Origin of the sequence: Serratia sp. HMSC15F11, assembly GCF_001808215.1 — a bacterium.
In the GTDB taxonomy this organism is placed as follows: Bacteria; Pseudomonadota; Gammaproteobacteria; order Enterobacterales; family Enterobacteriaceae; genus Serratia; species Serratia nevei.
Map to the genome: position 1 here is coordinate 15,966 of NZ_KV792444.1, position 23,910 is coordinate 39,875.

The 23,910-nt window shown below is 61.4% G+C and carries 23 protein-coding genes; 16 read left to right on the plus strand and 7 right to left on the minus strand.

From position 1 onward, the window contains the following. Window positions 1-16: 16 nt before the first annotated feature. Window positions 17-577 (minus strand): YniB family protein, encoded by a 561-nt coding sequence (locus tag HMPREF3138_RS09425; protein WP_038877612.1) that lies wholly within the window; start codon window positions 575-577, stop codon window positions 17-19. Between the two features lie 185 nt (window positions 578-762). Here HMPREF3138_RS09425 and HMPREF3138_RS09430 point away from each other — a divergent pair, with 185 nt between their 5' ends. From HMPREF3138_RS09430 to HMPREF3138_RS09445, 4 genes are all read left to right on the plus strand, one after another. Next, the gene (locus HMPREF3138_RS09430) at window positions 763-2,043 is read left to right on the plus strand and encodes an HdeD family acid-resistance protein (protein ID WP_038877614.1); all 1,281 of its coding nucleotides are present in this window, start codon (window positions 763-765) and stop codon (window positions 2,041-2,043) included. 64 nt (window positions 2,044-2,107) lie between these two features. Beyond that, window positions 2,108-2,773: a hexitol phosphatase HxpB gene (hxpB, locus tag HMPREF3138_RS09435; protein ID WP_038877616.1), complete on the plus strand. Its 666-nt coding sequence runs from the start codon at window positions 2,108-2,110 to the stop codon at window positions 2,771-2,773. A gap of 424 nt (window positions 2,774-3,197) precedes the next feature. Beyond that, window positions 3,198-3,746 (plus strand): metal-dependent hydrolase, encoded by a 549-nt coding sequence (locus HMPREF3138_RS09440; protein ID WP_004931456.1) that lies wholly within the window; start codon window positions 3,198-3,200, stop codon window positions 3,744-3,746. A 181-nt stretch (window positions 3,747-3,927) separates the two neighbouring features. Next, window positions 3,928-5,319, plus strand: coding sequence for an L-cystine transporter (locus HMPREF3138_RS09445; RefSeq protein ID WP_038877619.1), 1,392 nt, complete (start codon window positions 3,928-3,930; stop codon window positions 5,317-5,319). 64 nt (window positions 5,320-5,383) lie between these two features. Here the strand turns inward: HMPREF3138_RS09445 and phnX are convergent, their stop codons facing one another. Together phnX and phnW are read right to left on the minus strand one after the other, a co-directional pair. Further along, window positions 5,384-6,193, minus strand: coding sequence for a phosphonoacetaldehyde hydrolase (gene phnX / locus HMPREF3138_RS09450; protein ID WP_038877622.1), 810 nt, complete (start codon window positions 6,191-6,193; stop codon window positions 5,384-5,386). A gap of 9 nt (window positions 6,194-6,202) precedes the next feature. Beyond that, window positions 6,203-7,306 (minus strand): 2-aminoethylphosphonate--pyruvate transaminase, encoded by a 1,104-nt coding sequence (gene phnW, locus HMPREF3138_RS09455; protein WP_038877625.1) that lies wholly within the window; start codon window positions 7,304-7,306, stop codon window positions 6,203-6,205. A gap of 155 nt (window positions 7,307-7,461) precedes the next feature. Between phnW and phnR the strand changes: the two genes are divergently transcribed. The 5 genes from phnR to HMPREF3138_RS09480 all read left to right on the plus strand — a co-directional run bounded on the left by phnR (window position 7,462) and on the right by HMPREF3138_RS09480 (window position 12,170). After that, window positions 7,462-8,181 (plus strand): phosphonate utilization transcriptional regulator PhnR, encoded by a 720-nt coding sequence (gene phnR, locus HMPREF3138_RS09460; RefSeq protein WP_038877627.1) that lies wholly within the window; start codon window positions 7,462-7,464, stop codon window positions 8,179-8,181. Window positions 8,182-8,355: 174 nt separating this feature from the next. Continuing rightward, complete coding sequence (locus HMPREF3138_RS09465) at window positions 8,356-9,366, plus strand: 2-aminoethylphosphonate ABC transporter substrate-binding protein (RefSeq protein WP_038877629.1); 1,011 nt, start codon at window positions 8,356-8,358, stop codon at window positions 9,364-9,366. A gap of 2 nt (window positions 9,367-9,368) precedes the next feature. Further along, complete coding sequence (gene phnT / locus HMPREF3138_RS09470; RefSeq protein WP_038877824.1) at window positions 9,369-10,499, plus strand: 2-aminoethylphosphonate ABC transport system ATP-binding subunit PhnT; 1,131 nt, start codon at window positions 9,369-9,371, stop codon at window positions 10,497-10,499. A 1-nt stretch (window position 10,500) separates the two neighbouring features. After that, window positions 10,501-11,364, plus strand: a complete 864-nt coding sequence (gene phnU, locus HMPREF3138_RS09475; RefSeq protein WP_038877632.1) for a 2-aminoethylphosphonate ABC transporter permease subunit — start codon at window positions 10,501-10,503, stop codon at window positions 11,362-11,364. Window positions 11,365-11,366: 2 nt separating this feature from the next. Next, window positions 11,367-12,170, plus strand: a complete 804-nt coding sequence (locus tag HMPREF3138_RS09480; RefSeq protein WP_038877634.1) for an ABC transporter permease — start codon at window positions 11,367-11,369, stop codon at window positions 12,168-12,170. Between the two features lie 46 nt (window positions 12,171-12,216). On the opposite strand, the gene kdgR is transcribed toward HMPREF3138_RS09480, so the two are convergent. Next, window positions 12,217-13,008, minus strand: coding sequence for a DNA-binding transcriptional regulator KdgR (gene kdgR / locus HMPREF3138_RS09485; RefSeq protein ID WP_038877637.1), 792 nt, complete (start codon window positions 13,006-13,008; stop codon window positions 12,217-12,219). 230 nt (window positions 13,009-13,238) lie between these two features. Between kdgR and HMPREF3138_RS09490 the strand changes: the two genes are divergently transcribed. Then, the gene (locus HMPREF3138_RS09490; protein ID WP_038877639.1) at window positions 13,239-14,633 is read left to right on the plus strand and encodes an MFS transporter; all 1,395 of its coding nucleotides are present in this window, start codon (window positions 13,239-13,241) and stop codon (window positions 14,631-14,633) included. 51 nt (window positions 14,634-14,684) lie between these two features. Here the strand turns inward: HMPREF3138_RS09490 and htpX are convergent, their stop codons facing one another. Both htpX and HMPREF3138_RS26255 read right to left on the minus strand, forming a co-directional pair. After that, the gene (gene htpX, locus HMPREF3138_RS09495; protein WP_033638291.1) at window positions 14,685-15,563 is read right to left on the minus strand and encodes a protease HtpX; all 879 of its coding nucleotides are present in this window, start codon (window positions 15,561-15,563) and stop codon (window positions 14,685-14,687) included. Window positions 15,564-15,640: 77 nt separating this feature from the next. Beyond that, window positions 15,641-15,841 carry a hypothetical protein gene (locus HMPREF3138_RS26255; protein ID WP_102779890.1) on the minus strand — a complete coding sequence of 67 codons (201 nt, stop codon included), beginning with the start codon at window positions 15,839-15,841 and terminating at the stop codon, window positions 15,641-15,643. A gap of 91 nt (window positions 15,842-15,932) precedes the next feature. Between HMPREF3138_RS26255 and HMPREF3138_RS09500 the strand changes: the two genes are divergently transcribed. The 6 genes from HMPREF3138_RS09500 to HMPREF3138_RS09525 are packed head-to-tail and all read left to right on the plus strand — an operon-like array spanning window position 15,933 to window position 21,776. Beyond that, the gene (locus tag HMPREF3138_RS09500; protein ID WP_038877643.1) at window positions 15,933-17,024 is read left to right on the plus strand and encodes an ABC transporter substrate-binding protein; all 1,092 of its coding nucleotides are present in this window, start codon (window positions 15,933-15,935) and stop codon (window positions 17,022-17,024) included. Window positions 17,025-17,026: 2 nt separating this feature from the next. Beyond that, entirely contained in the window at window positions 17,027-18,067 is a 1,041-nt protein-coding gene (locus HMPREF3138_RS09505; protein ID WP_038877645.1) for a FecCD family ABC transporter permease, read from the plus strand. Beyond that, complete coding sequence (locus HMPREF3138_RS09510) at window positions 18,064-18,849, plus strand: ABC transporter ATP-binding protein (protein ID WP_038877648.1); 786 nt, start codon at window positions 18,064-18,066, stop codon at window positions 18,847-18,849. Before HMPREF3138_RS09505 ends, HMPREF3138_RS09510 begins: the two co-directional genes overlap by 4 nt. Next, a complete protein-coding gene (locus HMPREF3138_RS09515) occupies window positions 18,837-19,634 on the plus strand; it encodes an SAM-dependent methyltransferase (protein ID WP_038877650.1) in 798 nt (265 codons plus the stop codon). The genes HMPREF3138_RS09510 and HMPREF3138_RS09515 overlap by 13 nt, the downstream gene beginning before the upstream one ends. Further along, window positions 19,627-20,934, plus strand: coding sequence for an opine metallophore biosynthesis dehydrogenase (locus HMPREF3138_RS09520; protein WP_038877653.1), 1,308 nt, complete (start codon window positions 19,627-19,629; stop codon window positions 20,932-20,934). The genes HMPREF3138_RS09515 and HMPREF3138_RS09520 overlap by 8 nt, the downstream gene beginning before the upstream one ends. Next, on the plus strand, window positions 20,931-21,776 hold the full coding sequence (locus tag HMPREF3138_RS09525; RefSeq protein WP_038877656.1) for a DMT family transporter: 846 nt from the start codon (window positions 20,931-20,933) through the stop codon (window positions 21,774-21,776). Before HMPREF3138_RS09520 ends, HMPREF3138_RS09525 begins: the two co-directional genes overlap by 4 nt. A 67-nt stretch (window positions 21,777-21,843) precedes the next feature. On the opposite strand, the gene prc is transcribed toward HMPREF3138_RS09525, so the two are convergent. Then, the gene (gene prc / locus HMPREF3138_RS09530; RefSeq protein ID WP_038877658.1) at window positions 21,844-23,892 is read right to left on the minus strand and encodes a carboxy terminal-processing peptidase; all 2,049 of its coding nucleotides are present in this window, start codon (window positions 23,890-23,892) and stop codon (window positions 21,844-21,846) included. Between the last annotated feature and the right edge of the window lie 18 nt (window positions 23,893-23,910).

The window sequence follows — 23,910 nt, forward strand, 5'->3', positions numbered from 1 at the left end:
GCGCCCCGTTCATGGTTCAGGCCGCGCCGGCCAGCTGCCCCAACAGGCGGATCACGAACCAGGCGATCACCGCAATCACGATCGGCAGGATATACAGCGGGAAGTACTGCAGGAAGATGGTGTGGTGCGGCAGCGTGATGCGCGCCTCCAGCTGCTGGCGCGTGTGCCCTTCGCTGCCCTTGGCCTGCTCCAGGATCATCTGGTCTTCCAACCCTTCTCGGATGAACTTGACCTGGCGCGACATGCGTGCGCCGGAAGCCTGCAGCGCCAGCCCGACGAAGATCAGTATGTAGATGATGATGAACATCAGATTAGCGCCGCTGAACAGGCTTTTATCCACGTCAGGCACCGGCGAGTTGTACCAGAAAAGGTTCAGGAACGGCGTATTGAAACGCACCATGTCCACCATCACGTGAACAAAATCCAGCATCACCGCGTTGATGCCCTTGGTTTTTTCACTGTGCTGATAGATGAAGCCCAGCACGGAAATCAGCGTCGACAGCAACGCCGGGATAAAAACCACCCATCCGAGAATGCGTTTCAAAATGGCGATACGCCCGGCCTGTTGATACGTCATGTGTTCCCCTTGTTAGCGACGTAACCGAATCGGCTAAGTCTACCTGCAGTTGGCGAAACTCGCCCACCGTTTTCTTCATTCCCGCTGTGCTACAAGCTTAGCCGAATTCGCCGAAATCAACTGCTTAACGACGTTCGCGCACTATCATTGAAGAGATAAGGTTACCCGTTTAACCAGAGGGCGTCATGATTCGACTGATTATCTTATTGCTGGGCGCGCAGGCGCTGCACGGCCAGCGCCGCCTGCTGGTGCTGTTCGGTTGGCTATGGGTAGCCGCAGGGGCGCTGATGCTGTTCGACATCCTGCAGGATGGTCGGTCCGTGCTGGCGCTGGATGCGCTGGCGGTCATCCTGGCGCTGGAGGGGCTGGTGGCGATATCCGCCGCGCTGGTGATCGGCTCTTCGGCCAGCCGGCCGGTGCTGCTTAAGGGGCTGGGCTTCGTGTTTATGGCCTTTTTAATGTTGGACGTGCCCGCAGACGATAACATCGTCGCCACCGTGGTGTTTGGCAGCGCGCTGCTGCTTGACGGCGCCGTGCGCATCGCCTCCTCCACGGTGATTCAACACAGCCGATGGAAAGCCGTGGCGCTGGCGGGCGGCGGCGAAATCCTGCTTTCGTTGATGATTTTTGTCGGCTGGCCGGCGCCGCATCGGATGACGGTGCCCTTTTGCCTCGGCGTGATGATGGTGCTTTCCGGCTGGGCTTTATTGCGCATCGCCCGCAGACTGACAAGCTTTTCTCTGAATCAGCACCCAACCCGGCAGCCACCGCACCCGGCGGATGAGACTGCGCCGCTCACGGTGTATGTCTGGACACCGATTGGTGCGGCTAAAGATCCGCGCCGGCGTTACATCGTCGACCGATACATCGCGGCGGTCGACAACGGCGGCAATATCTCCACCGGTCATGCCGCCCTGGCGCTCGCGCCGGATGTGTATATCAGTCACTACCCGCTCAACGACATCAGCCATTCCGTTCAGGATTTCCGCCAGTTGTTGCATGCCGGCGAACAGAACAACGTCGACGGACGTTTCCTGTCCGACCTGTCGGGCGAGATCGCCGCCTGGTGCCCCCCGGACAAGAAAATTCAGTTCTATCGCTATAACCCGGCGGCGCTGCGCGCATTCTGGTTACGCTACCGACAGGATGCGACTTACAACCTGACCCGGCGTAACTGCTCCACCACGGTCATCGGCGCGCTCGACAGTGCGCTGGAGGGCGTGCTGGGCGATAAACATCTGTGGCGCCGTTTTCTGTTATTGGTGCTGGATCCCAATCTGTGGATGCTGGCGGTACTACGCAGCCGTGGCGAAAGCATGACCTGGACGCCGGGATTGGTGCTGGACTATGCGCGCATGTTGCAACAGGTTACCGAGCGCCAACACCAACGCTGGTGGCTAAAGTTGCGCGAGATGTGGAATATCCTTCGCTTTGGCAAAAGCCAAACGCGCAGGCAAAGATTTTAGTCTCGCCGTCGGCGATGATAGAGTGTCGGGCACATTCACCCGCGCCGGCAGGAGTTAACCGTTAATGGCTTATTCGCAACGCATTGAAACCGCAATTTTTGATATGGACGGCTTGTTGATCGACTCGGAACCGCTGTGGCTGCAGGCCGAGCTGGATGTCTTCGGCGCACTGGGTCTGGATCTGTCCGATCGCCACAAACTGCCGGACACCCTGGGGCTGCGCATCGATCTGGTGGTGAAAATGTGGTACCAGGCGATGCCGTGGCAAGGGGTTTCGCTCGATGAGGTGTCGGCACGGATTATCGAACGCGCCATCGAGCTGGTGCACGAGACGCGCCCGCTGCTGCCGGGCGTCCGGCAGGCGTTGGAACTGTGCCGCGAGCAGGGGCTGAACATCGGTCTCGCCTCCGCCTCGCCGCTGCATATGCAACAGCAGGTGCTGAAGATGTTCGATCTTGAGGCCTACTTCGATCAGCTGGTTTCCGCCGAATACCTGCCGTACAGCAAACCACACCCGGAGGTCTACCTGATCGCCGCCGAACGGCTGGGCAGCGATCCACTGCGCTGCATCACGCTGGAAGACTCCTTTAACGGCATGATCGCCACCAAGGCCGCGCGCATGCGCTCCATCGTGATCCCGGCCGCCGAATATCGCCACGATCCGCGCTGGGCCCTGGCGGACCACCAGCTGGAGACCCTGGAACAGCTCACCCCCGCCCATTTTGCCTGACCTGCGGCGCCGGCCACCGGCGCCCCGGCTTTCCGCTCAGCGCCATAAAAGGGATCCGTGCAGCAAAACAAACGAAACAGCGTTTCATTATTATTGAATCGGCATGCTGTTGTTATTATGCTGGGCGACAGGGAAAGCGACGGTCCGCGGAACGTTGTCACTGCCACGCAGCGCTCTTCGCGGCCGCCGCTTCCTCCCGACGCTGCGTACTGAAAACCGCCCTTGTTTCTCTCCGTTCCGCACCGCCCATTGCCCGCTTTTTGTTCACGCCCGTCAAAAGCGATGATTTGTTACGCATTGCCGTAACAAGCCGTTGTAAAACCGGGAAAAATAAACAATTGGTTACAGGGTAACTGCTTCCACTACTGGGAATTTTCCCATATACTGGATAAATTAACAGTTTACCAGCCGGAATCGCAACAGCATGACCGCGGAAGGACACCTTATATTCTCTGTCGCTTGCGCGATCTTCGCCAAGAAGGCGGAAGTGACGCCAGAGCTGGCTACCGGCGACTGGTGGCACATCATTCCCGCCGCGCTGCTGACCTCGCTGCTGCCGGACATCGATCACCCCAAGTCGGTACTGGGCCAGCGTCTGCGCTGGATTGCCCTGCCCATCGCCCGCGCCTTCGGCCACCGCGGCTTCACCCACAGCCTGCTGGCGATCGCCGGCGGCATGGCGCTGTTCCAGCTGGACGTGCCGCGCAGCTGGCCGATCCCGGCCGACGCGCTGCACGCCATGATCATCGGTTACTTCAGCCATCTGCTGGCCGATATGCTCACTCCCGCCGGCGTTCCGCTGCTGTGGCCATGCCGCTGGCGTTTTCGCCTGCCGCTGCTCAACTCGCAAAAAGGCAACCAGCTCGAGCGCGTGCTGTGTCTGTGCCTGGTGGCGTTTGCCATCTGTTGGCAAGGTGATTTCACCCTGCCGGTGCAATCCTATGTCGAACAAATCAGAAATATCAGACTCTGATCACAAAAATCCGCTCAATTCATCACCTTCATGTATATAAAACGAACAAAAACACACAAAAAGCTATATCAAATTCCATTTGGATATAAGTAGGCCACTCGGCAAACTGTTACGATATTTACATCGCGACATACGTGATGCGTAGTCGTTTTTATAAGAAAGATTATTGGAGACATTGGGGATGAATCTTCCGCTCGTGATTAACGTGCTGGTGTTTGTCGCGCTCCTGTTGCTGTTGGCGCAAACCCGCCACAAGCAATGGAGCCTGGCGAAAAAAGTGCTGGTCGGCCTGGTGGTCGGCGTGGTGTTCGGCCTGGGCCTGCAGCTGGTGTACGGCTCCGACAACCCGGTGCTGAAAGAATCCATCAGCTGGTTCAACATCGTCGGCAACGGCTATGTGCAGCTGCTGCAAATGATCGTCATGCCGCTGGTGTTCGCCTCGATCCTGAGCGCGGTGGCCAAGCTGCACAACGCCTCTTCTCTGGGCAAAATCAGCGTCCTGACTATCGGCACACTGCTGTTCACCACGCTGATCTCGGCGCTGGTGGGCGTGCTGGTCACCAACCTGTTCGGCCTGACCGCCGAAGGCCTGGTGCAGGGCGCGCAGGAAAGCGCGCGCCTGACGGCGATCCAGACCAACTACGTGGGTAAACTGGCCGACCTGACCGTGCCGCAGATGGTGCTGTCGTTCATCCCGAAAAACCCGTTCGCCGATCTGACCGGGGCCAGCCCGACGTCGATCATTAGCGTGGTGATTTTCGCCACCTTCCTCGGCGTGGCATCGCTGCAGCTGCTGAAAGACGACAAGCCGAAAGGCGAGCGCGTACTGGTGGCTATCGACACCCTGCAGGCCTGGGTGATGAAGCTGGTGCGTCTGGTCATGAAGCTGACGCCGTACGGCGTGCTGGCGCTGATGACCAAAGTGGTCGCCGGTTCCAACATTCACGACATCGTCAAGCTCGGCAGCTTTGTGGTGGCCTCGTACATCGGCCTGGCCATCATGTTCGTGGTGCACGCTGTGCTGCTGGCCTTCACCGGCGTTAACCCGATGAAGTTCTTCCGCAAGGTGTGGCCGGTGATCACTTTCGCCTTCACCAGCCGCTCGAGCGCCGCCAGCATTCCATTGAACGTGGAAGCGCAGACCCGCCGCCTGGGCGTGCCGGAATCCATCGCCAGCTTCTCAGCGTCGTTCGGTGCCACCATCGGCCAGAACGGCTGTGCGGGCCTCTACCCGGCAATGCTGGCGGTAATGGTCGCGCCGACCGTCGGCATCAACCCGCTGGATCCGGTGTGGATCGCCACCCTGGTCGGCATCGTCACCATCAGCTCCGCCGGCGTAGCGGGCGTGGGCGGTGGCGCCACCTTCGCCGCGCTGATCGTGCTGCCGGCGATGGGCCTGCCGGTGACGCTGGTCGCGCTGCTGATCTCGGTCGAACCGCTGATCGACATGGGCCGTACCGCGCTGAACGTCAACGGCTCCATGGCGGCAGGCACCATCACCAGCCAGCTGATGAAGCAAACCGACAAAGCCGTGATGGACAGCGAAGACGAAGTCGAATTGGCTCACCGTTAACGCCGTCTCAAAACGAAAAAAACCGGGGATTATCCCCGGTTTTTTTATGCCCCGCGCTCGGTCGTTACGGCCGCTCGCCGTTCGCCAGCCGCCGGTTGATGTCGGCAATCACGCCCGGCAAGTGCGCCAGCGTGTCTATCACATAGTGCGCGCCCGCCGCGTACAGCTTATCGGCGGCCGCCGTACGGCGCTGCTCTATCTCACCTTCCGCCATTTGGCGGTACTCCTGCCAGGTCGCGCCAAACTCATTGCCGGACAGCGCCAATCCGACGCTCCACATCCCGGCGTTCACCCCTTCAGCAATGCCCGGCACCGCGTCGTCCACCTTCACGCAGTGCGCCACCGCATCGATGCCCAGCGCGATCGCGTTCTGCAACGCCATCCACGGCCCTGGCCGCCCGCCGGCCGCGAGATCGTCAGTGGCGATCCAGTAATCTGGCGCGTAGCCGCGCTGCGCGGCGGCAGGCACCAGCACCTCCATCACCGCACGCGGATAACCGGAGCAGGAGCCGATTTTAATGCCCTGTTCGCGCAGCCCGGCAATCACCTGCGGCACACCCTCGATGGGATCGGCGAAGTCGATCACTTTGGCGATTTGCAGCGGCATAAACGCCTGATACAGCGCGTCGATGTCCTGATGGGTCATCGAACGGCCCAGCTTCTGCCGCCAGCGCGCGTCGACCGCCGGCAGCTTGCCCAGCGCCTCGATGTGCTGCCATTTACCCAGCCCCATCGGAATGCGCGCCTCCGCCAGGCTGATGTCGATATCGAAGGTTTGTTTGAATGCCTCGACAAAAATCTGCGTTGGCGCAAAGGAGCCGAAGTCCACCGTGGTGCCGGCCCAGTCGAGGATCACTGCGTTGATCTGTTTCATGGTCAATCCTTATTGATTCCAGTACATCGCCTGCCCGACGGCCGCCAGCAAACGTTCGATATCTTGCGGATAAATTTCCCCGATGTTGCCGATGCGAAAGCAGTCGCTCTGCGACACTTTGCCGGGATAGATCACAAATCCTTGCTGCTTCAGGCGCTGATAAAATTCGGCGAAGCGGTAAGTGTCGGCCTTTGGCGAATAGAACGCGGTGATGATCGGCGAATGCAACGCATCATCAAGCAGAGTCTCAAAGCCCAGCTCGCGCATACCCGCCACCAGCCGCCGCTGATTGGTCTGATAGCGGCGGTGTCGCGCGGCAATGCCGCCCTCTTGTTCCAGTTCTTTCAGCGCCTGCGCAAAGGCCAACACGGTGTGGGTCGGCGACGTAAAGCGCCATTTGCCGGCCTGGTCTTCCATACAGCGCCACTGGGCATACAGATCCAGCGACAGCGAGCGCGAACGGCCGGCACATTTCTCCAGCTCGCTGCGGCGGGCGATGACGAAAGCGAACCCCGGCACCCCCTGAATGCATTTGTTGGCGGAGCTGATCAGAAAATCGATGCCCAGCGCGTCCACATCCAGCGGAATGCCACCGAAGCTGCTCATGGCGTCGACGATAAAGGTCTTGCCGTTGCGCGCCGCCAGGCCGGCGACCTTCTGCAGCGGGTTGAGCATGCCGGTGGTGGTTTCACAGTGCACCATGGCGATATGGCTGATGCGCGCATCGTTTTTCAGCACCGCCTCCATCGCCGCCACGTCCGGCTCATTGACCTCGCCGCAGTCGAAAGCGTGGTGGTCGATATCCATCAGCCGCGCCATTTCGATCATTCGCGCCCCGTAGGCGCCGTTGTTGACGATCAGCAGCTTGTCCTGCGGGCCGATGGCCGTGCCCAGCACGCCTTCCACCGCAAAACTGCCGCTGCCCTGCAGCAACACCGAGGTGTAACCGGCAGATGGCGTCGCCAGCACCACCAACTGCTGGCGGATGCTTTGCACCACGCCCAGGTTGTAATCTTCATCCCAGGTGCAGCTGTCGAACAGCATCGCCTCTTTTACCGTTTTCGACGTGGTCAACGGGCCGGGGGTCAACAGCAGGTAGTTACGATCGGACATGTTATTCGCCTATTTGGTCTATACCAGATTACAGGCATTGTGGCGGCAAATTCCTTCCCCGGTCAAACGACAAAGCGCGGTGAAACAAAAAATTCATCTGGCTATGTATAATAAGCGCGTGCCGGAATGTCGGGCCGATGCCATAGCGAGATGAAATGAAAGAACATCAGGGCGATATGCCCCACTACCTGCAGATCAAGGATCAGCTTCAGGCGCGCATCACCCGCGGCGCGCTGCAGGCGGGCGACAAGCTGCCTTCGGAGCGCGAACTGTGCGCCATCTTCTCCACCACCCGCGTTACCATTCGCGAGAGCCTGGCGCAGCTGGAGGCCACCGGTGCCATCTACCGCGCCGATCGCCGCGGCTGGTTCGTCACGCCGGAACGGCTGTGGCTGGATCCGACGCAGAACACCAACTTCCACCGCCTCTGCCAGGAGCAGGGGCGAACGCCGCGCACCGCGCTGCTGTCCGGCGAGAAAACCACGGTGCCGCTCGACGTGATGCAGCCGCTGGCGCTCGAGCCGTTCGATCAGGTGTATCTGCTGCGCCGCGTGCGTTACGCCGACGGCCGCGCCATCTGCTATTGCGAAAACCACTGCCTGCCGCAGCGGGTGCCGGCACTGCTCAGCCACGATCTCAACGGCAGCCTGACCGAGGTCTATCAACAGCATTACGCGTTGATTTACAGCAACATGCATCTGTCGTTCTATCCGACGGCCCTGCCTTACCGCGCCGCCAACGCGCTCGGCGCCATGGTCGGCCTGCCCGCCTTGTTGCTGCGCCGGTTGAATTACGATCAGCACGGCCGCATTCTCGATTTCGATATCGAATACTGGCGCCACGACAGCCTGCGCATCGAAGTCGATACGCTTTAACCCCCAGCATGACGGGGCTGCGCCTGCCGCCCCCTTTTCTCTCCCCCGCCCAATCTCCGTTGCCGGCAACTCTATTTTGCCGCTTTCATTTGTTTGTCATATTCGCCGATTAGCTTGGCCGCACATCTGGTGTATACCAGTTTCGCATTAACCCGCAACAGTGAGGCTGAAGCTATGAAACTTTCTCGTCTGGTCGTGATGACCGCCATCGCACTCGGCGCCGCGCCGGCCTGGGCCACCGACGCGGTGGTGACCGTCTACTCCGCCGATGGGCTGCACGACGGCGATCACAGCTGGTATCAAACCCAGTTCGACGCCTTCACTCAGGCAACCGGCATCAAGGTGCAGTACGTCGAAGGCGGTTCCGGCGCCATCGTCGAGCGGCTGTCGAAAGAGCGCAGCAACCCGCAGGCCGACGTGCTGGTGACGCTGCCGCCGTTCATCCAGCGCGCCGCCGCGGAAAAACTGCTGCAGGATTTCACCCCGCAGGATGCGGCGCAGATCGCCGACGCCCAGCCGCAGTTCGTGCCGCTGGTGAACAACTACCTGAGCTTCATCTATAACGCCAAGCTGTTGCCGCAGGCGCCCGCCAGCTATCAACAGCTGCTGGACGCGCAGTTCCGCAACAAGCTGCAGTACTCCACGCCGGGCCAGGCGGGTGACGGCACCGCGGTGATGCTGCAGGCGTTTCACAGCTTCGGCAGCAAAGACGCCGGTTTCGACTACCTCGGCAAGCTGCAAAGCAACAACGTCGGCCCTTCCGCTTCCACCGGCAAGCTGACCGCGCTGGTCAATAAAGGCGAACTGCTGGTGACCAACGGCGATCTGCAGATGAACCTGGCGCAGATGCGCAGCAACCCGAACGTGAAGGTGTTCTGGCCGGCCGGGCCGGACGGCAAGCGCAGCACGCTGGTGCTGCCTTACTATGTCGGCCTGGTGCAAGGCGCGCCGCAAAGCGCCAACGGCAAAAAGCTGATCGACTTCCTGTTGAGCAAAGAAGCCCAGAGCAGCGTCAGCGCCATTTCCTACGGCATGCCGGTGCGTAAGGACGTCACCCCGACCGATGATAACTTCAGGCAGTCGCAGGCGGCGCTGAAAGGCGTGGACATCTGGGCGCCGGACTGGAATCAGGTGGTGAGCAGCCTGTCCGCCGATATCTCCCGCTGGCACAAGGTGACCGAATGACGCTGACGATGCCTTCTACCCTCTCTTCCCGCGCCGAGGCGCGGGATAACAGCCGGGACATCGCCGGGCCGTCGGGCATTCAGCTCGACCGCGTCAGCGTGTCGTATCGCGGCACCGAGGTGCTGAAACCCCTGACGCTCACCATCGCCCCCGGCGAAGTGCTGGCGCTGATCGGCCCCTCCGGTTCGGGCAAAACTACCGTGCTGCGGGCGATCGCCGGCTTCGTGCAGCCCTCCGCCGGGCGTATTGCCATCGGTGACGTCGATGTCACCGACGTGCCACCTTATGAGCGCGGCCTGGGCATGGTGGTACAGAACTACGCGCTGTTTCCGCATATGCGCGTCGAAGACAATGTGGCGTTCGGTCTGCGCGCCCAGGGCAAGCCGCGCGGCCTCACCGCCGAGCGCGTCGAAGAGGCGTTGGCCATCGTCGGCATGTCCGCCTACGCCAAGCGCTATCCCAGCCAGCTCTCCGGTGGCCAACAGCAGCGCGTGGCGATCGCCCGCGCCATCGCGGTGCGCCCCAAAGTCTTGCTGCTGGATGAACCGCTGTCGGCGCTGGACGCGCAAATTCGCCACAGCATGGTGGAAGAGATCGCCCGCCTGCACCGCGAACTGCCTGACCTGACCATCCTGTACGTCACCCACGATCAGGGCGAAGCGCTGACGCTGGCGGACAAGATTGGCATCATGCGCGACGGCCACCTGATCGCCCACGGCGGGACCCGCGCGCTTTACCACCATCCCACGAACCGCTTCGCCGCCGAGTTCCTCGGCCGCGCCAACCTGCTGCCGGCCACCGCGCTGGAGACCACTACCGGGCAAGGCATGACCACCGTCAGCTGCGCCGGCAAAGTGATCGGCTGCTTTACCTATGGCGCACAACGCGGTTTCGACAAACTGCTGTGTATTCGGCCGCAGCATATTGCGCTCGATGCCGACGCCCAGCGCAGCAACTGCCTCATCGGTACGCTGCGCGATATTCACTGGCAGGGGGAATTGACGCACCTGCAGTTCGACGCGCAAGGCCATCCGCTGCGCGTGGTCACCACCCATCGCAGCCGGATGCCCCAGATCGGCGAGCGCGTGCCGCTCTATTTCGCCCCCGACGACGCGGTACTGATCGAGGACTGACATGACCGACTCTACGCTTATTCACCCGGCTCTGCGGCTGCGCTTGCCGCGCCGCCTGTGGATCCTGCTGCCGCTGCTGGTGCTGGCGACGCTGTTTTTCTATCCGCTGGCGCTGATCGTCAAACAGGCGTTTACCGACGATCAGGGGCTGTTCAGCGCCGCCACGCTGCAACAGGTGTTCGAATCCCGACGCTTTGTCGGCGCCCTGCTCAACACGCTGCAGATTGCGCTGCTGGCGACGCTGGGCTGCCTGGTGCTCGGCACCCTGCTGTCGCTGCTGCTGGTGTTTACGCCGTTCCCCGGCAGCCGGCTGATCGCCCGGGTGATCGATACCTTTATCGCCATGCCGACCTTCCTGATCACGCTGGCCTTCACCTTTATCTACGGATCCGCCGGCCTGCTGAACGGCACGCTGATGGCGGCCTTCGGTTTTACCCTGCCGCCGGTGGACTTTCTTTACTCCATTTGGGGCGTGATCCTGGCGGAAATCACCGTGTTTACGCCGCTGGTGATGCGCCCGCTGATGGCGGCGCTGTCGCAGATCGATCGCAGCCAGCTCGAGGCCGCCAGCATCCTCGGCGCCCGGCCGGGGCGCGTGGTGCGCCAGGTGATTTTGCCCGCCGCGCTGCCGGCCTTGCTGGCCGGCGGCAGCCTGTGTTTGCTGTTGACCACCAATGAGTTCGGCATCGTGCTGTTTATCGGTGCCAAGGGCGTCACCACGCTGCCGATGATGGTCTACTCCAAAGCAATTCTGGAGTCGGATTACGCCGTCGCTTGCACGATCGCCGTCGTGAATATCGCGCTGTCGCTCGGGCTGTTCTCCCTTTACCGCTACGCCGCGGCGCGCGCCGGGCTGAGGAACTGACGATGTTGATTTGGTCCCGCACCGGCCGCACCCTGACCTGCACGCTGGCGGTCACGCTGTTTGCCCTGTTCTTCTGCCTGCCGCTGGCGGTGATCCTGATGTCCAGCCTGAGCGAACAGTGGAACGGCGTGCTGCCGAGCGGCTTCACCCTCAGCCATTTCCACCAGGCCTTCAGTGGCGCCTCTTGGGACGCGCTGGTCTCCAGCCTGGCTATCGGTTTCAGCGCCAGCCTGTTCGCGCTGCTGTGTGGCACCTGGGCGGCGTTGGCGCTGCGCCACTATCAGGGGCGCGGCCAGCGCCTGCTGAGTACGCTGTTCTTCATACCCAGCGCGGTGCCTTCGGTGTCGATCGGGTTAGGGATGCTGGTGGCATTCAGCCAGGGGCCGCTGCAGATGAACGGTACCTTCCTGATCGTGCCCGTCGCCCACTTCGTGCTGATTTCCGCCTTCACCTTCGGCAACGTGATGGCCGGGCTGACCCGGCTTTCGAGCGACTACGAAAACGTCGCCGCCAGCCTGGGCGCTTCGCCGTTGTTTCGCCTGCGTCACGTCACCCTGCCGATGATCGCTCCCTATATGATCTCCGCCTTCGCCCTCAGCCTGTCGCTGTCAATGGGTGAGCTGGGCGCGACCATGATGATCTACCCACCGAGCTGGACGACGCTGCCGGTCACTATCTTCAGCCTGACCGATCGCGGCAGCATCGCCAACGGCGCGACGCTGACCATGATCCTGGTGGCGGCCACGTTGCTGCTGATGTTAGTGCTGGAGCGGATTGCGCAGCGGTTGACGCCGGGCGCAAAATAGCAACAAGGCGCTGCCATGGCAGCGCCTTGTTCATCGAAGCGAAGGGTTAGAACGGGTAGTCGTGATAGCCCTGCTGTTCACTGATGCGCCGGGCGGCGACGTGCAGCAGCGCCACATACTCCTCCCGCGCCGCTTCGGAAAAACGCAGCGTCGGGAAAGAGAGGCTCAGCCCGGCGATCGCCACCCCGAACCGATCGAATACCGGCACCGCGATGCAGCGGATCCCCGCCTCCTGCTCCTCGGCATCTTCGCCGTATCCCTGCTCGCGCACCCGCTCCAGCACCGGCAACAGTTCGGCGGCGCTGGTCAGGGTATGCTCGGTGCTGCGGGTAAATTCAATCTGCGACAGGATCTGCGCCACCTCATCCCGATCGCGCCAGGCCAACAGCACTTTACCGATGGCGGTGCTGTGCAGCGGGTTGCGGCGGCCGATGCGCGAATACATGCGCAGGTTGTACATTGCGTCTATCTTGTGGATATAGACGATACCGTCCTCGTCCAGTGCGCCGAGGTGGATGGTTTCGCGGGTGCGGTTCGACAGCTCGCGCATCTGTACGTCGGCGCTGCGGATCAGATCGACATTCTGCAACGATTTGGCGCCCAGCTCGAACAGCTTGAGCGTCAGCGCATACTTTTCCGTCTCGCCTTCCTGCGAGACGTAGCCCAGCGCTTTCATGGTTTGCAGAAAACGGTAGACGGTGCTTTTGGACATCATCACCCGCTGGGACAGTTCGGTAATGCCAATCTCGCGCTCATCGCCAAGCGCCTGCAAAATGCCGAACACTTTCATCACGGATGAGACGGCATCCGGTTGCTTGTCTGAATCTGCGTTAGCCATGGTGAATACCCTACTTAACGGTTTTGTTTCAGGAAATTTAAACAAGGGTTTCAGTATAATCGGAACAGATCGCGGCGCGCAACGCGGCTGAACGCTAAGCGATTGAAGCCTAATGGATAACCCCGGTCCGCTCACCGCCGTTTACAATAAAGCGGACAAGGGGCATGCAATCACGGACGAATATGATTAGCATGATAATACTCCCCTGAATAAATACCGCTGAGACCAACATGCGTCCTTGTTCCGACGGCCTCCCCGTCCCGCAACGCTATGGGGCGATCTTCGCCATCGCCCTCGGCATTACCGTATCCGTGCTCGACGGCGCGATAGCCAACGTGGCGCTGCCCACCATCGCACGCGATCTCAACGCCAGCCCGGCCAGCTCCATTTGGGTGGTTAACGCCTATCAGCTGGCGATCACCGTGTCTCTGCTGTCGCTGGCGTCGCTCGGCGATCTGATCGGCTATCGCCGCATCTATCAGGCCGGGTTGCTGGTGTTCAGCATTACCTCGCTGTTCTGCGCCCTGTCAGACTCGCTGCTTACGCTGACCATCGCCCGCGTGCTGCAAGGCTTTGGCGCCGCCGCCATCATGAGCGTCAACACCGCGCTGATCCGCATCATCTATCCGCAGCGTTTTCTCGGCCGCGGCATGGGCATCAACTCGCTGATCGTCGCCTGCTCCTCGGCGGCCGGGCCAACGGTGGCGGCGGCGATCCTGTCGGTCGCTTCCTGGCAATGGCTGTTCGCCATCAACCTGCCGATCGGCCTCGTCGCGCTGCTGCTGGGCATGAAGTTCCTACCGGCCAACGGCCAAAAAAGCGATAACCGCCGTTTCGATCCCACCAGCGCCGTGCTGAACGCGTTGACTTTCGGCCTGCTGATCACCGCCATCAGCGGCTTCGCCCAGGGCCAAAGCCTGACGCTGATCTTCAGCGAGATCGCCGCGCTGCTGACGATTGGCGCGGTGTTCGTGCGCCGCCAGCTGCGCCAGGAATTTCCGCTGCTGCCGGTCGATTTACTGCGCATCCCGATCTTCGCCCTGTCGATGGGCACCTCAATCTGCTCGTTTGCTGCGCAAATGCTGGCGATGGTGTCGTTGCCGTTCTTCCTGCAAAGCGCATTGGGCCGCGACGAAGTGGCGACCGGGCTGCTGCTGACGCCGTGGCCGCTGGCGATCGTAGTCATGGCGCCGATCGCCGGCCGGCTGGTGGAGCGCGTGCACGCCGGCCTGCTGGGCTGCATTGGGCTGGCGGTGTTCGCGCTTGGGCTGTTCTCGCTGGCGCTGCTGCCCGCGGATCCGTCGAATGGGGACATCATCTGGCGCATGGTGCTGTGCGGCGCCGGCTTCGGCCTGTTCCAGTCGCCCAACAATCACACCATCATCTCCGCCGCGCCGCGTAACCGCAGCGGCGGCGCCAGCGGCATGCTGGGCACCGCTCGCCTGCTGGGGCAAACCTCGGGGGCCGCGCTGGTGGCGCTGATGTTCAACCTGTTCCCCACCTCCGGCACCCACGCATCGCTGATCCTGGCCGGTGTGTTCGCCACTCTGGCGGCGGCGGTCAGCAGCCTGCGCATCACCCAATCGACGGCGCCAACGGCGCAGCCAAGCCGCGAGGTGAAATAGCGGACATAAAAAAACCCCGGCGAGCCGGGGTTTTTCCTTTCATTCAGCCGATTACTTCAGGTACTGGCCGGAACGCAGCGCTTCGATACGCTTGTCGAGCGGCGGGTGCGACATGAACAGCTCGCTGAACGACTTGGATTTACCGTTGATGCAGAACGCCATCATGCTGCCCGCTTCCTGCGGTTCGTAGCTGGTTTTCAGACGCTGCAAGGCGGCGATCATCTTCTCGCGGCCCACCAGCTTGGCGGAGCCGGCGTCGGCGTAGAACTCGCGGTGACGCGAGAACCACATGGTGATGATGCTTGCCAGGATGCCGAACACCAGTTCCAGCACCATCGACACCGCGAAGTAAATCATCGGGTTGCCGTTGCCTTCCCCTTCGCCATCACGGTTGCCCAGGAAGCCGGCGGCGACCTGCGCGATCAGGCGCGAAATAAAGATGACGAAGGTGTTCACGATGCCCTGAATCAGGGTCATGGTCACCATATCGCCGTTGGCGACGTGGCTGATTTCGTGCGCGATGACCGCTTCCGCTTCGTCGCGGCTCATGCTCTGCAGCAGGCCGGTGCTGACGGCGACCAGCGAGGCGTCGCGGCGTGCGCCGGTGGCGAAGGCGTTGATGTCCGGCGCGTGGTAGATAGCGACCTGCGGCATGGCGATGCCCGCCTGCTGCGACTGACGGCGCACCGTTTCCAGCAGCCAGTTTTCGGTTTCGTTACGCGGTTGTTCAATCACTTCCCCGCCGACGGAGCGCAGCGCCATCCACTTGGACATCAGCAACGACACGAAAGCGCCGCCGAAGCCGAACAGACCGGCCATGATCATCAGGCCCTGAACGCTACTGGATTGGATTCCTGTCAGGCTGAGCACCAGCCCGAAAACCAACATCACCGCCAGGTTGGTGAGCAGGAACAGAGCTATACGCATCATAAAATGTTTACTTCCTCATAAATGTTAACAAAACGCTGTCTAAGATACCCTAGATCGTATGGGCATTCGTCACAGTTTCAAGAGTCGCGCGTCATTAACCTACTAAAAATACGAAACTTTACAAAAACGACGCGCGACCGGGATTTGGCAAATTGTAAACGATTGTTGCGCAAGGCGGAGAGATTTCTCAGAAAAAATTCCTGGCCACGCAAAATGACGTCGAGAAAAATTGCCCGCACACTTTTTATGGCCGCCAGGCTCTCACCGCCTTCGCTCACGCAGCGCTCGCCTCGCCTGACAGGAAAGTTTGAATCTCGCGATTAATTGTTACATTATAACATCACAATTGATCGTAAAGGGATGTCAATCATGTTACCTCGCCTCGTCTGTATACTGACTGCGTGGCTGCTCTTTTGCCACGTCGCGCAAGCTGAAATCCACCTCACCGACGCAGAAGGACGCCAGGTCACCCTGGCCGCCCCCGCACAACGCGCCTATATCGGCTTTTACTACGAAGATTTTCTGGCGGTAAACGGCCCGGACAGTTTTCAACAGGTGGCCGCCTTCTCTAAAAGCGACTGGGCCTTGCGCACCAGCCAATGGCCGCGTTATCAGGCGGCGCTACCACGGCTCGCTCAGCTGGTCGATGTCGGTTCGCTCTACAATCAGAGCTTTGACTTCGAACGCCTGCTGACCACGCGGCCAGACCTGCTGATCCTGGCGAAATGGCAGCTCGACGGCTTCGCCAACTACCTGCCGGTGCTGCAACAGCTCAACATTCCTTACATCGTCGTCGACTTCAACCAGGGTGCGGAAGTCAAACTCGCCAGCATTCGGGCCATGGGTCAGGCGATGGGCCACCCCGAGCGTGCAGAACGGCTGGCCAGCGAGTATCGGCAGAGCCTTGAAGATACTCAGCGGCGTATTCGCGAGGCGCAGCTGCCGCCACCGACCGCTTATATCGAACTCGGCGACAAGGGGCCCGGCGAATACAGCAGCAGCTATGGCGCCTCCGTCTGGGGGCCGCTGTTACAGCTGGCCGGCGCCCGCAATATCGCCGCCGGCGTCGTCGCTAGCCCCGCGCCTTTACGCGCCGACTATGTACTGACCCAAAAGCCGGACGTCATTTTCCTCGCCGGCGGCGACTGGGAAAACATGCCAAACGCTGTACCGATGGGCTACGGCGCACAGGCTGCCCCCCTTCAGGCACGCCTTGCTCAGTACGCCCGGCGTGCCGGTTGGCCGCAGCTGCCGGCGATAAAAAACCAGCGCCTCTATGCGCTCTACCATGGCGGCGCGCGCACGATTTACGATTTTATTTTTGTTCAGTATCTGGCGAAAGCCCTCTATCCGGCCGCGTTTGCCGACGTTGATCCCCCACGCAACCTGGCGCAGTTCTACCGCCAATACTTACCGATAGAGGCTGACGGCGTCTTCCTGCAACGCTGGCAAGGAGAGTAGCCGTGGCCCACACAGGACGTGCGTTTTTACAACGGCGCAGGCTGCGCCGCGGGCTATTGACGCTGGCGCTGCTCGGCGCGCTGCTGGCGGCCGCCGTCGTCGATCTGACCGTCGGCGCCGCGCACCTTAGCCTCTCGGATATCCTGCCCATGCTCTGGCCCGGCTCCGCGCCAGGCAACGAGCTGTATCAGGTGGTTTTCTGGTCGATTCGCTTGCCGATGACGCTCACCGCGTTGGTCGTCGGCGCCAGCCTGGCGCTGGCCGGTCTGTTGATGCAGACCGTGCTGGCCAACCCCCTCGCCAGCCCGTATACGCTGGGGATCTCGGCCGCGGCGGGATTTGGCGCGGCGCTGTCGATCATCACCGGATTCAGCCTGGGTGGCGCGCTGGCACTGGGCACGCCGCTGCTGGCTTCGCTAATGGCGCTGTTGGCCTGCGTACCTATCTATCTGCTGGGACAGCGCCGCGGTATGACGCCGCAAATTTTGGTGCTGAGCGGCATCGTGGTGCTGTTCTTCTTTCAGTCGCTGCAATCCCTGCTGCTGTTTCTGGCCTCGCCGGAAGCCATGCAGCAAATCGTCTTCTGGCTGTTCGGCAGCCTGCTCAAAGCCAATATGCACGGCGTGGCGATCACCGGCGGCGTCCTGTTCTGCGCGCTGGTCGTCAGCCTGCGGCTGGCCTGGCGCCTGACCGCACTGTCCGCCGGCGAAGAACAGGCCCAGGGGCTGGGCATCAACGTCAGCGCGCTGCGCAAGCTGGCCTTTCTGCTGGCGACCTTACTGACGGCCGCCTCGGTCTCGTTTGTCGGCACCATCGGGTTCGTCGGGCTGATCGCCCCGCATTTCGCCCGTTTTCTGGTGGGCGAGGATCAACGCTATCTGATCTGCATTTCCGCCCTTTGCGGCAGCCTGCTGCTGCTGTGCGCGTCGATCGTCGCCAAACTGGTGCTGCCGAACGGCGTAGTGCCCATCGGCATCGTTATCGCCTTAATCGGCGTGCCGGTGCTGTTCTACTTCGTCACCCGACAGGTTAAACGCCCATGACTCAACTGACCCTCACCGGCGTCGGCGTCACGCTGCATCGACGTCAGCTGTTAGCCGATGTTTCATTGGCCTGGCCGGAGGCAAAGCTCGGCGGCATCATCGGGCCCAACGGCGCCGGCAAATCGACGCTGCTCAAAGCGATCAATCGCATGCTGCCGCACAGCGGCGCTATCGCCTATCGCGAGCGCACGCTCGATCCGAAAACCAGCCGCATCGCCTATGTGCCGCAGCTCAATCGCGGCGAGTCGGCGTTGACCGCGTTTGACATGGTGCTGCTGGGCAAGGTACGCCAGTTGGGGTGGCGCGTCAGCGCCGCACAGGCCGACGCGGTCGAACAGGCGCTGGCGGAATGCGGCATTTCCGCGCTTGCCGATCGCCCTTTCAACCGCCTCAGCGGCGGGCAGCGGCAGTTGGTGATGTTGGCGCAGGCCTTCGTCTCTCAGCCGCAGCTCATTTTACTCGACGAGCCCACCAGCGCGCTGGACATCCACCATCAGCTGCGCGTGCTCAACCAGATCGCCGACTACAGCCGGCGTCATCGCTGCATCACGCTGCTGGTGATCCACGATCTGGGGCTGGCGCTGCGCTACTGCCATTCTCTCACCTTGCTCGAGCACGGACGCGTCATTTGCCACGGCGACACCCATCAGATGATGGGGCACCCGATGATGTCCCGCGTATTTGGCGTCGGTATCGAAAGCGGCATCAGCCCCCAAGGCTACCCCTTTCTGCTGCCGACACAGCTGTTACACGCACACGGAGAAACCCCATGTACACTCTGACCAAGGCGGACATGCTGGCGCAACTCGCCGGCTTGCAACAGGAAATCCACCAGCTTCACCGTTCCGCCCGGCAAGATCGGCGCCATTTTTCCCTGCTGGAACGGCGCTTCAGCCGCCTGCAGGCCTTTAACGATCTGCCGCAGCTGCAGGCCTATCGCCGCAAGCTGGAAAACGATCGCTCGATAACGGCGCAAATCACCCAGCTGCGAGCGGTGGCCAATGCCGCCTTATGCGATTACGAGAAGCATCGCGTCGCCACGCTCTGCCGGGAGCCGGCACAGACCAACGCCTACCTGAACAATTTCGATAGCGCCCTGCAGCTGGAGATCGCCGCCGCCGACATCAAACCCGGTGAACGGGTGTTGCTGGTGGGCAGCGGCGCCTTGCCCACCACCGCGCTGGCGCTGGTCGCCAGGCTCTCCGCCACCGTCATTTGCTACGATTGCGACCCGGCGGCCCAGCGTTTTGCCCGCCGCCTCACGCGCCATCTGGGGCTGTCACGGCAAATCCTCTGCATCGATAAATTGAACGGCCTGACCGACCGCGACATCGATCACATCATCATCGCCTCTCTGGTGGCGGACAAGCAGACCTTGCTGATGCAGCTGCGGCCTTTACTGCCTCAGCGCGGCAAACTGCTGCTGCGCTACGGTAACGGCCTTAAGTCGATCTTCAACTGCCCTTATCACCATCTGGCTGCCCGTTCACCCTGGCGCGTCAGCGGTAAACCGGTTGCCACCCCGCTGTACGATCTCTTGATTTTGGAGTCTCATCGCCATGAATAACGCGTTTCCTACCCTGATCCTCGGCGCCGGTCCGGCGGCGATCCAATTGGCTGCGGATATCCAAGCCGCGGCCGACACGCGCATCGGCCTGTACAATCGCCCAAGCGAGAAAGGACAACGCCTGAAGGCGCATCTCGCGCACACGCCCAGCCTGCATCTGGAAGGCGTCGGCAAGGCGCGGCAGACCCAGCACGATGCGCAGGTGGCAGTAGACAGTTATTGCGACGATCTGTCGCTGATCGGCGGCGACTGGCAGCGGCTGATCCTCGCCGTGCCCGCCGATCGCTATTACGAGGTGCTGCGGCAGGTGCCGTGGGCCACCTTACCCCACCTGCGTTCGTTGATCCTGCTTTCCCCGTCCATCGGCTCCGGCCTGATGGTGCAAAACCTGCTGCAGGCGGCTGGCCAATCCCACGTCGGGATCATCAGTCTGTCCAGTTATTACGCCGACACCAAATATCAGGATGCGGCGCAGCCCTACCGCGCCTATACCAAGGCCTTCAAACAGCGGATCTATCTCGCAGCCCAAAGCCCGGCGACAGACGGCGCCGAACTCGACTGGATCGGCTCGGTGCTGGCGCGTCACGCTATCGACGCCCGGCGCTGCGACAGCCTGCTGGCCGCCGAGCGCTTCAGCATCACCAACTATGTTCATCCGCCGCTGGCGCTGGCCGACACCACGCTGAAGGCGATATTCCAGCCGCAGACGCCGGTGCAATACCTGTATAAAACCTATCCCGAAGGGCCCCTCTGTCCCGAGGTTATCGCCGATATGCTCGAACTGTCGGAGGATTACAAAAGGCTGCTCAACCATCTCGGCGTCGAAGAGATCAACCTGCTGCGCTTTTTGAACGACGACAGCTACCCGGTTCCCTCCCGCATGGTCAGCCGCCGCTGGATTGACCATTTCCCGCAGCTCGCGCCGGCGGAACAACGCTATGCGCTGTTTACGCGCTATACCGCGCTGCTGGTCGATCCCTATTCCGAACCGGACGCGCAGGGTCGCTACTATGATTTTTCCGCCGTCAGGGTCGCCCGAGTCTTTCAGGATGCTCAAGGTCTGTGGTGCCTGCCGCGCGTGCCGCTGGAAGACGTGCGAAAACTCCGCGCGCTGGTCTTGCTGGCGGAGCGGCTTGGCGTCGAGATGCCCACCGCCCGGCACCTGTTGGCGCGCTTTCAGCTGGCGCTGCAGAGCTTCGTCACCCGGATCGGCGCCGAGCATTGCCATCATTCGCTGCTGGACGATACCTGCGACGAACAGGCGGCCATCACCTACCGTCAGTGGCGGGGGCAAGCATGAATCAGGGTGCGCTGCTGGCCATTTTCGCCTCGCTGATTTTCAGCGTCATGAATGCGTTGGTCAAAACCATCGCCGACGACATCCCCACCGGGGAAATCGTGTTCTTTCGCAGCAGCATCGGCTGCCTGCTGGTTCTGCTGCTGATGTATCGCCACGGCGTCGCCTTCAGCCGCGAGGACCGGCCGCTGCTGGTACTGCGAGGCACTATGGGTGGGCTGTATCTCATCTGTTATTTTTACAGCATCGCCCACCTCACGCTGGCCGACGCCAGCATGCTGGCCTACCTGTCGCCGTTTTTCTCCATTCTGCTTTCCTTGCTGGTGCTGCGTGAACGGATCAGTGCCAATACCGCATTTTGGCTGGCGCTGGTCATCATCGGCGCCGTGCTGCTGGTGCGGCCGTGGCATTTCTCAACGTATACCCTGGCGTCGCTGGTTGGCGTGATGAGCGCGGTGTTTGCCGCCATCGCCTATCTGTCGGTCAACAAGCTCAGCAAACGCCACCACAACTACGAGATCGTGTTCTATTTCCTGTTTATCGCGACGCTGATCTCGCTGCCGCTGATGTGGAACGCCTTCGTCTGGCCCAACGTCTACCAGTTTGCCATCCTGCTCGCCATCGCCCTGGTATCGCTGTTGGGACAGGTTGTCTTAACCCAGGCCTTTTCCTCCGATAACCTGATCGTGGTCTCGGTGGTGCGCTATATCGGCATCGTTTTCAATATTGCCTGGGGCTGGCTGTTCTGGCACGAAGTCCCGCTGTTGCTGTCGCTGATCGGCTGCCTGCTGGTGGTGGTTTCCTGCATCCGGCTCGGGCTGCGCCACCGCAAGAAAGCCGTCTGAGCAGCACGTAACGCGGCCATAAAAAAACGCACCCGAGGGTGCGTTTTTCATCCTGCCTGACGCGGCCTTATTTGGCCGGCGTTGGCTGCTGAGCGGGCTGTTCTTTTTCCAGATGAGCCAGGTCCAGCGCGATATGCACGGTTTCATCCAGGTACGGATCCGGTTCCTGGTAATCCTTCGGCAGATCGTCGAGCGATTTCAGCGGCTTCTTGCCCGCACGTTCCAGGCGCTCGTTGATGCGTTTCAGACGGGTCGCATCGTCATCGTGGTTCTCTTTCTCGCGCACGGCCAGATTGAGGGACACGATGTTGCGTTTATCCTTCAGCGCCTTGTAATGCGCGATATCCTGCGCGATGTACTGGAACTCCGGATTCTGCGCGATGCGCTGCTGGTGATCTTTCAGCAGCTCCGGCTCGAACGGCACCATATCGCCGGTCTTGCTGTAGGTCGCCGCATTGATGCTGTCCCACGGCATGGCGTTGTCTTCAAACGCTTCGCCGGTTTCCGCCGGATCGACGCCGGTCGGCATCAGAATGTCCGGGGTTACCCCTTTGCGCTGGGTGCTGCCGCCGTTGACGCGGTAGAACTTCTGAATGGTGTACTGCACCGACCCCAGCGCCGGCCACTCAGGGCGCAGCATCTGATCGTAGATGCGGTTCAGCGAACGGTACTGCTGCACGGTGCCTTTACCGAAGGTCGGTTCGCCGACGATCAGCGCGCGGCCGTAATCCTGCATCGCCGCCGCAAAGATCTCGGAGGCGGAGGCGCTGAAGCGATCGACCAGCACCACCAGCGGGCCTTTGTAGTAGGTCACGCCGTCGGTGTCGGCGTCTTCACGCACTTTGCCGTTGTTGTCGCGCACCTGCACCACCGGGCCGCTCGGAATGAACAGGCCGGACAGCGCCACCGCTTCGGTCAGCGCGCCGCCGCCGTTGGTGCGCAGATCGATGATCACGCTCTTGACGTTCTGCTTGGCCATCTTCTGCAGCTGCACTTTCACGTCATCGGTCAGACCGACGTAGAAGCCTGGGATGTCGAACACCGCCACCTTCTCTTTGCCGACGGTCTTGATGGTCATTTTCACCGCGCGGTCTTCCAGGCGGATGCGCTCGCGGGTCAAGGTGACCACGCGGGTTTTGGTGCCCTTGCCGGCCGGCAGGATCTCCAGCCGCACTTTGCTGCCTTTCGGCCCTTTGATCAACGACACCACGTCGTCCAGGCGCCAGCCGATCACGTCCACCATCGGTTTGCCGGCCTGGCCGACGCCGACGATGCGATCGCCCACGGTGATCGCCTTGCTCTTCGCCGCCGGGCCGCCCGGCACCATTGAGTTGATCAGGGTGTAGTCGTCATCCATCTGCAGGACCGCACCGATGCCTTCCAGCGACAGGCTCATCTCGGTGTTGAACTGCTCGGTGTTGCGCGGAGACAGATAGTTGGTATGCGGGTCGATTTCATGCGCAAAGGCATTCATCGCCAGCTGGAAGACGTCTTCGCTGTTGCTTTGCGTCAGGCGCTTGATGGCGAACTGATAACGCTTGGTCAGCGTGTCGCGGATTTCTTTGTCGGTCTTGCCGGTCAGCTTGAGGTTCAGCTCGTCATAGGTGACTTTCGCATCCCACAGGCTATCCAGCTCGGCCTTGTCTTTCGGCCACGGCGCTTTGCTGCGGTCGAGATCGATAGTGCCGTTGCCGGTGAAGTTCATCGGCTTTTCCAGCAGCGACAACGCATAGGTGTATCGCTCGAAACGGCGTTTCTGCGCCAGATTGAACAGCGCGTAGAAGGTGTCCAGCTTGCCGGTTTTCAGCTCTTCGCCAACCTGGTTGCGTTTGCCGGCGAACTGCGCCACGTCGGAGGCCAGCAACACGTTATGGTTGTAGTCCAGCATGTTCAGGTAGCGATCGAAGATCTTGCCTGAAAACTCCGCGTCGAGGGCGAACTGGCGGTAATGAGAGCGAGTGAAGCGCGAGGTCACGCGCTCACTCACCGTAGCGTGCTGGGGTTCCTGTTGCAGTTGGGGCAGTTGGCCGATGCGGATGTTGGCTGTTTCCGCGCCGTAACTGACACCCGCCCACAGCAGCCCTGCAATCGCTGTTAATCTGACGAATTTGTTCATGCCTTGGTTGGCCTCCGT

Bases quoted from the DNA above. Each gene is read 5' to 3' on its own strand.
- HMPREF3138_RS09425 (WP_038877612.1), bottom strand. From the start codon at position 577: ATGACGTATCAACAGGCCGGGCGTATCGCCATTTTGAAACGCATTCTC.
- HMPREF3138_RS09430 (WP_038877614.1), top strand. From the start codon at position 763: ATGATTCGACTGATTATCTTATTGCTGGGCGCGCAGGCGCTGCACGGC.
- hxpB (WP_038877616.1), top strand. From the start codon at position 2,108: ATGGCTTATTCGCAACGCATTGAAACCGCAATTTTTGATATGGACGGC.
- HMPREF3138_RS09440 (WP_004931456.1), top strand. From the start codon at position 3,198: ATGACCGCGGAAGGACACCTTATATTCTCTGTCGCTTGCGCGATCTTC.
- HMPREF3138_RS09445 (WP_038877619.1), top strand. From the start codon at position 3,928: ATGAATCTTCCGCTCGTGATTAACGTGCTGGTGTTTGTCGCGCTCCTG.
- phnX (WP_038877622.1), bottom strand. From the start codon at position 6,193: ATGAAACAGATCAACGCAGTGATCCTCGACTGGGCCGGCACCACGGTG.
- phnW (WP_038877625.1), bottom strand. From the start codon at position 7,306: ATGTCCGATCGTAACTACCTGCTGTTGACCCCCGGCCCGTTGACCACG.
- phnR (WP_038877627.1), top strand. From the start codon at position 7,462: ATGAAAGAACATCAGGGCGATATGCCCCACTACCTGCAGATCAAGGAT.
- HMPREF3138_RS09465 (WP_038877629.1), top strand. From the start codon at position 8,356: ATGAAACTTTCTCGTCTGGTCGTGATGACCGCCATCGCACTCGGCGCC.
- phnU (WP_038877632.1), top strand. From the start codon at position 10,501: ATGACCGACTCTACGCTTATTCACCCGGCTCTGCGGCTGCGCTTGCCG.
- HMPREF3138_RS09480 (WP_038877634.1), top strand. From the start codon at position 11,367: ATGTTGATTTGGTCCCGCACCGGCCGCACCCTGACCTGCACGCTGGCG.
- kdgR (WP_038877637.1), bottom strand. From the start codon at position 13,008: ATGGCTAACGCAGATTCAGACAAGCAACCGGATGCCGTCTCATCCGTG.
- HMPREF3138_RS09490 (WP_038877639.1), top strand. From the start codon at position 13,239: ATGCGTCCTTGTTCCGACGGCCTCCCCGTCCCGCAACGCTATGGGGCG.
- htpX (WP_033638291.1), bottom strand. From the start codon at position 15,563: ATGATGCGTATAGCTCTGTTCCTGCTCACCAACCTGGCGGTGATGTTG.
- HMPREF3138_RS09500 (WP_038877643.1), top strand. From the start codon at position 15,933: ATGTTACCTCGCCTCGTCTGTATACTGACTGCGTGGCTGCTCTTTTGC.
- HMPREF3138_RS09510 (WP_038877648.1), top strand. From the start codon at position 18,064: ATGACTCAACTGACCCTCACCGGCGTCGGCGTCACGCTGCATCGACGT.
- HMPREF3138_RS09515 (WP_038877650.1), top strand. From the start codon at position 18,837: ATGTACACTCTGACCAAGGCGGACATGCTGGCGCAACTCGCCGGCTTG.
- HMPREF3138_RS09520 (WP_038877653.1), top strand. From the start codon at position 19,627: ATGAATAACGCGTTTCCTACCCTGATCCTCGGCGCCGGTCCGGCGGCG.
- HMPREF3138_RS09525 (WP_038877656.1), top strand. From the start codon at position 20,931: ATGAATCAGGGTGCGCTGCTGGCCATTTTCGCCTCGCTGATTTTCAGC.
- prc (WP_038877658.1), bottom strand. From the start codon at position 23,892: ATGAACAAATTCGTCAGATTAACAGCGATTGCAGGGCTGCTGTGGGCG.